Annotated in this window: 8 protein-coding genes; 6 read left to right on the forward strand and 2 right to left on the reverse strand. The window is 58.0% G+C overall.

The features are described 5' to 3' along the window. A partial coding sequence (locus WBR57_RS06405) for an ATP-dependent helicase C-terminal domain-containing protein (protein WP_424083113.1) occupies positions 1–955 on the forward strand: 955 nt, incomplete at its 5' end. 28 nt (positions 956–983) lie between these two features. Here the strand turns inward: WBR57_RS06405 and WBR57_RS06410 are convergent. Together WBR57_RS06410 and WBR57_RS06415 are read right to left on the reverse strand one after the other, a co-directional pair. Next, positions 984–2,072: an endonuclease/exonuclease/phosphatase family protein gene (locus WBR57_RS06410; RefSeq protein WP_424083114.1), complete on the reverse strand. Its 1,089-nt coding sequence runs from the start codon at positions 2,070–2,072 to the stop codon at positions 984–986. Between the two features lie 40 nt (positions 2,073–2,112). Then, on the reverse strand, positions 2,113–2,772 hold the full coding sequence (locus WBR57_RS06415) for a YciC family protein (protein ID WP_424083115.1): 660 nt from the start codon (positions 2,770–2,772) through the stop codon (positions 2,113–2,115). Between the two features lie 180 nt (positions 2,773–2,952). On the opposite strand from WBR57_RS06415, the gene WBR57_RS06420 reads away from it, so the two are divergent. The 5 genes from WBR57_RS06420 (at position 2,953) to WBR57_RS06440 (ending at position 6,724) form a co-directional block, all read left to right on the forward strand. Beyond that, positions 2,953–3,699, forward strand: a complete 747-nt coding sequence (locus WBR57_RS06420) for a DUF2076 domain-containing protein (RefSeq protein ID WP_424083116.1) — start codon at positions 2,953–2,955, stop codon at positions 3,697–3,699. A 133-nt stretch (positions 3,700–3,832) separates the two neighbouring features. Next, positions 3,833–4,309 (forward strand): NYN domain-containing protein, encoded by a 477-nt coding sequence (locus tag WBR57_RS06425; RefSeq protein ID WP_122538921.1) that lies wholly within the window; start codon positions 3,833–3,835, stop codon positions 4,307–4,309. 25 nt (positions 4,310–4,334) lie between these two features. Next, complete coding sequence (locus WBR57_RS06430) at positions 4,335–4,946, forward strand: 3'-5' exonuclease (RefSeq protein ID WP_424083117.1); 612 nt, start codon at positions 4,335–4,337, stop codon at positions 4,944–4,946. Between the two features lie 905 nt (positions 4,947–5,851). Then, positions 5,852–6,331 (forward strand): HIT family protein, encoded by a 480-nt coding sequence (locus WBR57_RS06435; RefSeq protein WP_424083118.1) that lies wholly within the window; start codon positions 5,852–5,854, stop codon positions 6,329–6,331. A gap of 129 nt (positions 6,332–6,460) precedes the next feature. After that, positions 6,461–6,724, forward strand: coding sequence for an acyl carrier protein (locus WBR57_RS06440; RefSeq protein ID WP_424083119.1), 264 nt, complete (start codon positions 6,461–6,463; stop codon positions 6,722–6,724). Positions 6,725–6,732 lie beyond the last annotated feature (8 nt).

The following is a 6,732-nucleotide window of genomic DNA, read 5'->3' on the forward strand; positions in this document are numbered from 1 at the left end:
GGCCTACCCGGACCGCGTCGCCCAGCAACGTCGCCCCGGTGGCGCCGAATACCGCCTGGCCAGTGGCCGCGCGGCCTTGTTCGCCGAGGCCGACAGCCTGATGAAACAGCCCTGGCTGGTGATCGCCGACCTGGGCAGCCGCCAGGGCCAGCGTGAAGAGCGCATCTACCTGGCGGCCGATTTCGAACCGGCATTGTTTGACACGGTGCTGGCCGAGCAAGTGCGCAACGTCGACCAACTCGATTGGGATGAGCGCGAAGGCGTCCTGCGTGCCGAACGCCAGCGCAAAGTCGGCGAGTTGGTGCTGAGCCGCGAACCCTTGACTGGCCTGGACGAATCCGCGCGCAGCCAGGCACTGGTCAACCTGGTGCGCCGCAAAGGCCTGGAGTTGTTGCCCTGGACCCCTGAGCTGCGCCAGTGGCAGGCCCGCGTGATGCTGCTGCGCCAGCTGGACGCCGGCAAAACCAGCGAGTGGCCAGACATCAGCGACAAGGCCTTGCTCGCCGGCCTGGAACATTGGCTGATGCCCTACCTGGGCAAAGTCTCGCGGCTGAGCCATTTCGCCAACCTGGATATCTCCAGTTTCCTGCACAACCTGCTGCCCTGGCCGTTGCCCCAGCGCCTCGACGAACTCGCGCCGCAGCATGTGAAAGTGCCGTCGGGCTCAAACGTGCGGCTGGACTACAGCGAGCAGCCGCCGATTCTGGCGGTGCGTCTGCAGGAATTGTTCGGGCTGGCGGACACCCCGCGCATCGCCGGTGGGCGTCAGGTGGTCAAACTGCACCTGCTGTCCCCCGCACGGCGGCCGGTGCAGGTGACCCAGGACCTGGCGAACTTCTGGCGCAGCACCTACGCCGAGGTGAAGAAGGATCTGAAGGGCAGATATCCCAAGCACTACTGGCCGGACGACCCGCTGGTGGCCGAAGCGACGGCGCGGATCAAACCCCGAAAGTAGCAGAGACACCAATCAACTTGTGTTTTGGTTATTGCGCGGCAGGCAACAGGAACCGCGCGATCACCGGCAAATGGTTGGAGATGCGCAACGTGTCTTCCTGGCGCACCTTGGCCTCCACTCGCTTGATCCGCGGGCTGTAGAACAGGTAATCCAAGGTGCGATCCGGGCCGTCGATGCTCGGGTCGTTGGGAAAGTGGGTCAGCCATTTCTCACGGTCAATCCCGCTGGATTCACTGTTGCTCGGGATCATCGGGTATTTGTCCCACAGCAGATGCAGCTCGCTGTCCGGCGAATATTGCCCGCGTTTCCCGGCGTCCAGGCGCAGGAATTGCCCCAGGGGCAGCAGGTTGAAATCGCCGCCGATCAGCCAGGGCGTGCCGCGGCCTTCGAATTTATCCAGCAGTTTGACCGTGGTTTGTACCTGCGCCTGCACCGCGCTGCGGCCAGGGGTGTCGCCGTCCAGGCGGGTGTTGAGTACCGCCAGTTGGCCGCCGTCGCTCAGCGGCAAATAGGTCAGCAGCAGCGCCGGCTTGGGCTGGAACTGGCGGCTGATGAAATTGGCTTCCGGGGCCGGCAATTGCAGGCGCTCGGCGTGTTCGATCTGGTAGCGACTCAGGGTCGCGAGCTTGCGGCCGACGCTGCCGAAAATATGGCGGTCGGGCACAAAGTCGGCTTTCCAGTCGAAGGTCTGGGCGCTGCAGGGGTAGAGGTCGACCAGACGCTCCTGCAGCAGCGCGAGTTGGTCCTGGTAGTGCGACGGCTTGGCGTTTTCGTCCAGCTCCTGCAGCAGCAGGATGTCGGGCTGCTCGTCGCGAATCACCCGCGCCACTTCGTCCAGGCTCACGGCCATGTCTTCCACGCTAGGGCGGTCGTCCGGGCCGCTGCCGTCGGCGCTGTCGTACCAGAACACGTAGTTCTTGCCGGCCAGGTATTGCACGTTCCAGGTCATGACCTTGAGCGCCTGCCCCGGCAATAGCGTGGGCGCACGCGGCGCGACGCAGCTCACGGGCAGGGTTTGCTTGGGTTCGGGGCGCCAGGTCAGGCTGTAGATCAGGGCCGTCAGCAGGCCTGCGACGATCAGCAGGCCCAGCAAGGTCATGCGCAATAAACGGGTCATCGGCTCGGCTTATGGCATTTCAGGAGTGACGCGGAGCATATCACCGCGCGTCGGCATCGCCACCGATCAGCATGAATAAACGGAAGAGGACTACGCTGGTAAACAGTTGCAGGAAGCTATGCGCGCTCTCCATCAGCAGCCCCAGCAGCGGCGCCGGGTGGGGATACGCCGCCACGCTGGCGCCCTTGAGCAGCCACAGTGGCGTCATCACGCACAGCAGGCACACCAGGATTCGCCAGAAATGCCCACGGGTCAGGCGGAAACTTTCCTTCATCGCCTCCAGCGCCGGCATACCGCGCAGCACCAGCAGGTATTCGGCAAACGCCAGCACCACCATCAGCCATAGGCCCGGCAAGAAATACAACGACAGGCCGAGCAAAATCAGCAGTGTGCTCATGGCCGTAAGCAGGGCGAAACGCGGCCACAGCGTTAGGGCCATCGCCCACACATCCTTGGTGCGCGGCGACTCGCCACGGGTACGCGCGTCGAGAAACAGGATCAGCGCGCCGGTGTACAGCGGGTACACCAATAAGCCCACAACCACGCTGTAGCCGGGAAACGCATCGGCGCCCAGCGTGTGATCCAGAATCTGTTGCAGCAAGGCTTCGAGGATCACCAATGGCAGGCACAACTGAACGATGGCGCCCAGGTTGTGCCGGGTAAAACGAAAGGAGTCGCGCAATACATCTAACGGATTCATCAGGTTCATCGCAGGCCTGGAAACAAGGGCGACACTTTAACCGATCACGGTCACAGGGGCACAAACGTAAACCTTGAGTAAAGACCATTGAAACAACTGGTAACACCCCCATAACTAACCCGCACCCAGCCTGATCACAGGCCGGGCCACGATTTCTAACGGCAATCTAACGAGGTCGCCATGAACAGCGAAGAGCAAACCCTGATCGATGGACTGTTTTCACGGTTGCAGCAAGCCGAAACGGACTCAGCCCCCCGCGACGCGCAAGCAGAAGCGCGGATCAAGGAGCACATGACTCGCCAGCCCGCGGCCGGGTACTACATGACCCAGTCGATCCTGGTGCAGGAACACGCGCTCAAGAGCCTCGACGCGCAGAACAAGCAGCAGGCGCAGCAGATCCAGCAATTGCAGGATGAACTGCAACGGACCAAATCCGCGCAACCGGCTCCGGCGAGCAGCGGTGGTTTCCTGTCGAGCATTTTTGGTGGCGGCAGCGCCCGTGACCCGCAACCGGCGCAAAGTGCGCCGAGTTCGTCCGGCGGCGGCTGGCGTGAACCGGCACGGCCCGGGTTCGGCCAGCCGGCGCCGCAACAGAACTATCAACAGCCTCAACAGGCACCTGCCGCCCCCATGGGCAGCGGGTTTCTGGGCGGCGCGATGAAAACCGCAGCCGGCGTGGCCGGTGGTGTGTTGCTGGCCGAAGGCATCAGCAGCCTGTTCAACCACAACGCGCAACAGCCGCAAGTAGTGGAAGAAATCATCCGCGAAGAGCCAGCGCCCGCCAGTGACAACAGCAACTGGGGCAACGACGACCAGAAGTATGCCGGCAATGACAGCTGGGGCAGCGACAATGCCTCGGACAGCTTCGCCGACAGCGACTACTCCGACGATTCTTCCTCCTTTGGCGACGACGATTCCTTCGTCTGACACACTCAAGTCCGGGGCGCTTTGTCGCCCCGGTCTGATTTTTCCCGGAAACTTTCTCGCGACTGGCATACTGGCAGCCTTTCCGGGCCCTGGCGCCCGGCTGTCATGAGCCGGCTAGCAGTGAGAAAACGCGGTGAAGAAAATTGCAGTGTTCGCCGATGTACAAAACCTCTACTACACCGTTCGCCAGGCCTATGGTTGCCACTTCAACTACGCCGCGCTGTGGGCTGACATCAGCTCGCGCGGGCAGATCGTCGAGGCGTACGCGTATGCCATCGACCGTGGCGACAGCAAGCAGCAGCAGTTCCAGCAGATCCTGCGTAACCTGGGCTTTACGGTAAAACTCAAGCCGTATATCCAGCGCAGCGACGGCTCGGCCAAGGGCGACTGGGACGTGGGCATCACCATCGACATCATGGACGCCGCCGCCAACGTCGACGAAGTGGTACTGGCCTCCGGCGACGGTGATTTCGACATGTTGCTCGACCGCATCATCCACAAGCACGGCGTGCAAGCGGTGGCGTACGGCGTGCCGGGGCTGACGGCCAACTCATTGATACGCGCCGCCAGCCGCTACGTGCCGATCGAAGGCGCGTTGCTGCTCAAATAAACAGTCAGACGGAGTTGGAACAGGTTTGGAACGTATAGCGGTCATCGACTTTGAAACCACCGGCATCACCCCGAGCAGCCATTGCCGGGCCACGGAAATTGCCGTGGCTATCCTCGAACGTGGCCAGATCGTGGACCGCTACCAGAGCCTGATGAACGCCGGCGTGCGCGTGCCCGGTTTTATCGAACAACTCACCGGCATCAGCAATGCCATGCTGCGCAGCGCTCCACCGGCCGAGCGCGTGATGAACGAAGTGAATGAGTTCGTCGGCACCACGCCGCTGCTGGCACACAACGCCGCGTTCGACCAGAAATTCTGGGACTTCGAACTCGGCCTGATCCGCCGCACCCGCCTGCAGAAATTCGCCTGCTCCCTGCTGCTGGCCCGCCGCCTGATGCCGTCCGCGCCGAACCACAAACTCGGCACCTTGAACTCCTTCGCCCAACTGCCCCACACCGGCCAGGCTCACCGGGCGATGGCGGACGCGGAAATGGCTGCCAACCTCACCGCGCACCTGGCCAAAGAACTGCGCGGGACGCACGGCTTGCGCGAACTGTCCCACGACCTGCTGTGCACCCTGCAAAAAGTGCCGGCGGCGAAGATCAATGAGCATCTGAAGAAGCATCGCGGGTTCTGAGCCGGGCACACTTCCGACCGCACTGAAGATCAAAATGTGGGAGGGGGCTTGCCCCCGATAGTGGTGTGTCAGCTACCCATAAGCTGACCGAGAGTCCCGTACGCCCGTCCGCGAATCAGCACCTACGATTTCTAACACGGCCACCGAGCTGGATGCAGATCAGCTTTAAGCGATGGTGTTCAAGCTCCTTGACAGCATGTGCGCTCCGGCGAACGCACCACATTGATCCAGCTCGTATGCAAGGGTAATCCTGCCAATGAATTACTCTTTATGTTTATTTAATTATTCTCCCTAGACCTAGTAATTGGTTATTTTAATTTTTCTATCTACTAGTGTCTTTTTTTCATGTAAGAATTTTCTCTTGTAGACTGTAAGGAGGTTTTGCGGTTGATTGATTAAGTGGTTTTAATGGGTTGGCAGATAGTAAAAAAGCTATAGTATTTTTTCGAGAGCGATTCTCGTTTTTCTACAATTATGGACCCTGGCATCATAATGAGGTGTTTCATGGATGATCTAATTTATTTTGAGCATTCGGTTTCAATGGTGTTGGTATAACGGCTGATAATCCGCCAACCTTGGCTAGAGATGGTTGGAGATTAGTAAAGGCTTGTGGGATCCCAGTTGTATCGGGTGGATATCTCCATCACCTTTGCGCATCATTTCACTTCGCAACTCATGATTATCAAGCGGCCGAGAAAGCAGCTAAACTCGTTGAAAGTGAGGATTGGTTATCCCTGCCGAGCGCTATAATGCCTAGTTATGGTCCTATGAACTTATCGCTCGCAGCTGTCCTGAGTTCTAATTTGATATCCTCTATGGCTGAACGCTCGTTTGGCATACAGAATACAAGTTCGTCTCGATGGGATTCTCGTGGGGTCTAACTGCCAACAGAGAGGTTTTTAGTCGTGCATAAAGAAGCGTGTGTTTTTTGCTCAATCGTTCAAAGGGAGGCGCCCTCACATATTTTCTGGGCGGACGATAAACATATTGCATTCCTCTCGATTTTTCCAAACACTCCTGGGGTCACAGTAGTTATACCTACGAAGCACTGCTCTAGCTATGCGTTTGAACAGGATGACAGGGTGCTTGCCGATCTAGTGATTGCCTCAAAGAAAGTTGCGAAAATTCTTGATGGTACTTTGGTAGATGTTGGAAGGACTGCAATGGTATTTGAAGGGTACGGTGTAGATCACCTTCATGCCAAGCTATTTCCAATGCACGCTACTGGCAAACATAGTGAGTTTAGAAAAATATCTTCAAACTGTAATAGGTTTTTTGATCGATACGAGGGCTACATTTCTTCACATGATTGCCTGCGTGCGGATGATGAAGAACTGGCAGAGTTGGCGCATCGATTAATTGGTTATAGTGATTCTGAAAGTTGATACCGCGTAGTGCAATAGGCGGTAGTACGGCATCATATTAGCGGGTGGGGGAGGGGCGTAAGCATTTCATTATTGGAAAACTTGAGGGCTTCACCTGGTGTCGTAGTATCGGAGCCTATGAGGCGAGAAATGGAAGGTAACCTGAGCAGGGCCGAAATCAGCGAAAAGGTCATTCAGCTTTTCGTCGATATCATCGGCTTCATCGACCTAAGCCAAGTGACGGAACAAACGGATTTCATCCATGACTTCAAGATTATTGACGACGATTTGACCTGCTTCATTATGCAAATCAAGTGGCAGTTCAACCTGCAAGCAACTCAGGAAGACTGGGATCACATCAGGACCATCAAGCAGATTGTCGATTTGATTGATCAGCGCTCAAATAAGCTCTGAGGTTACTG

Origin of the sequence: Pseudomonas sp., from assembly GCF_049590575.1 — a bacterium.
GTDB lineage: Bacteria > Pseudomonadota > Gammaproteobacteria > Pseudomonadales > Pseudomonadaceae > Aquipseudomonas.

What these genes read in the sequence shown, in the direction of transcription:
- WBR57_RS06410 (WP_424083114.1), bottom strand. Translation starts at nt 2,072, where the DNA reads ATGACCCGTTTATTGCGCATGACCTTGCTGGGCCTGCTGATCGTCGCA.
- WBR57_RS06415 (WP_424083115.1), bottom strand. Translation starts at nt 2,772, where the DNA reads ATGAATCCGTTAGATGTATTGCGCGACTCCTTTCGTTTTACCCGGCAC.
- WBR57_RS06420 (WP_424083116.1), top strand. Translation starts at nt 2,953, where the DNA reads ATGAACAGCGAAGAGCAAACCCTGATCGATGGACTGTTTTCACGGTTG.
- WBR57_RS06440 (WP_424083119.1), top strand. Translation starts at nt 6,461, where the DNA reads ATGGAAGGTAACCTGAGCAGGGCCGAAATCAGCGAAAAGGTCATTCAG.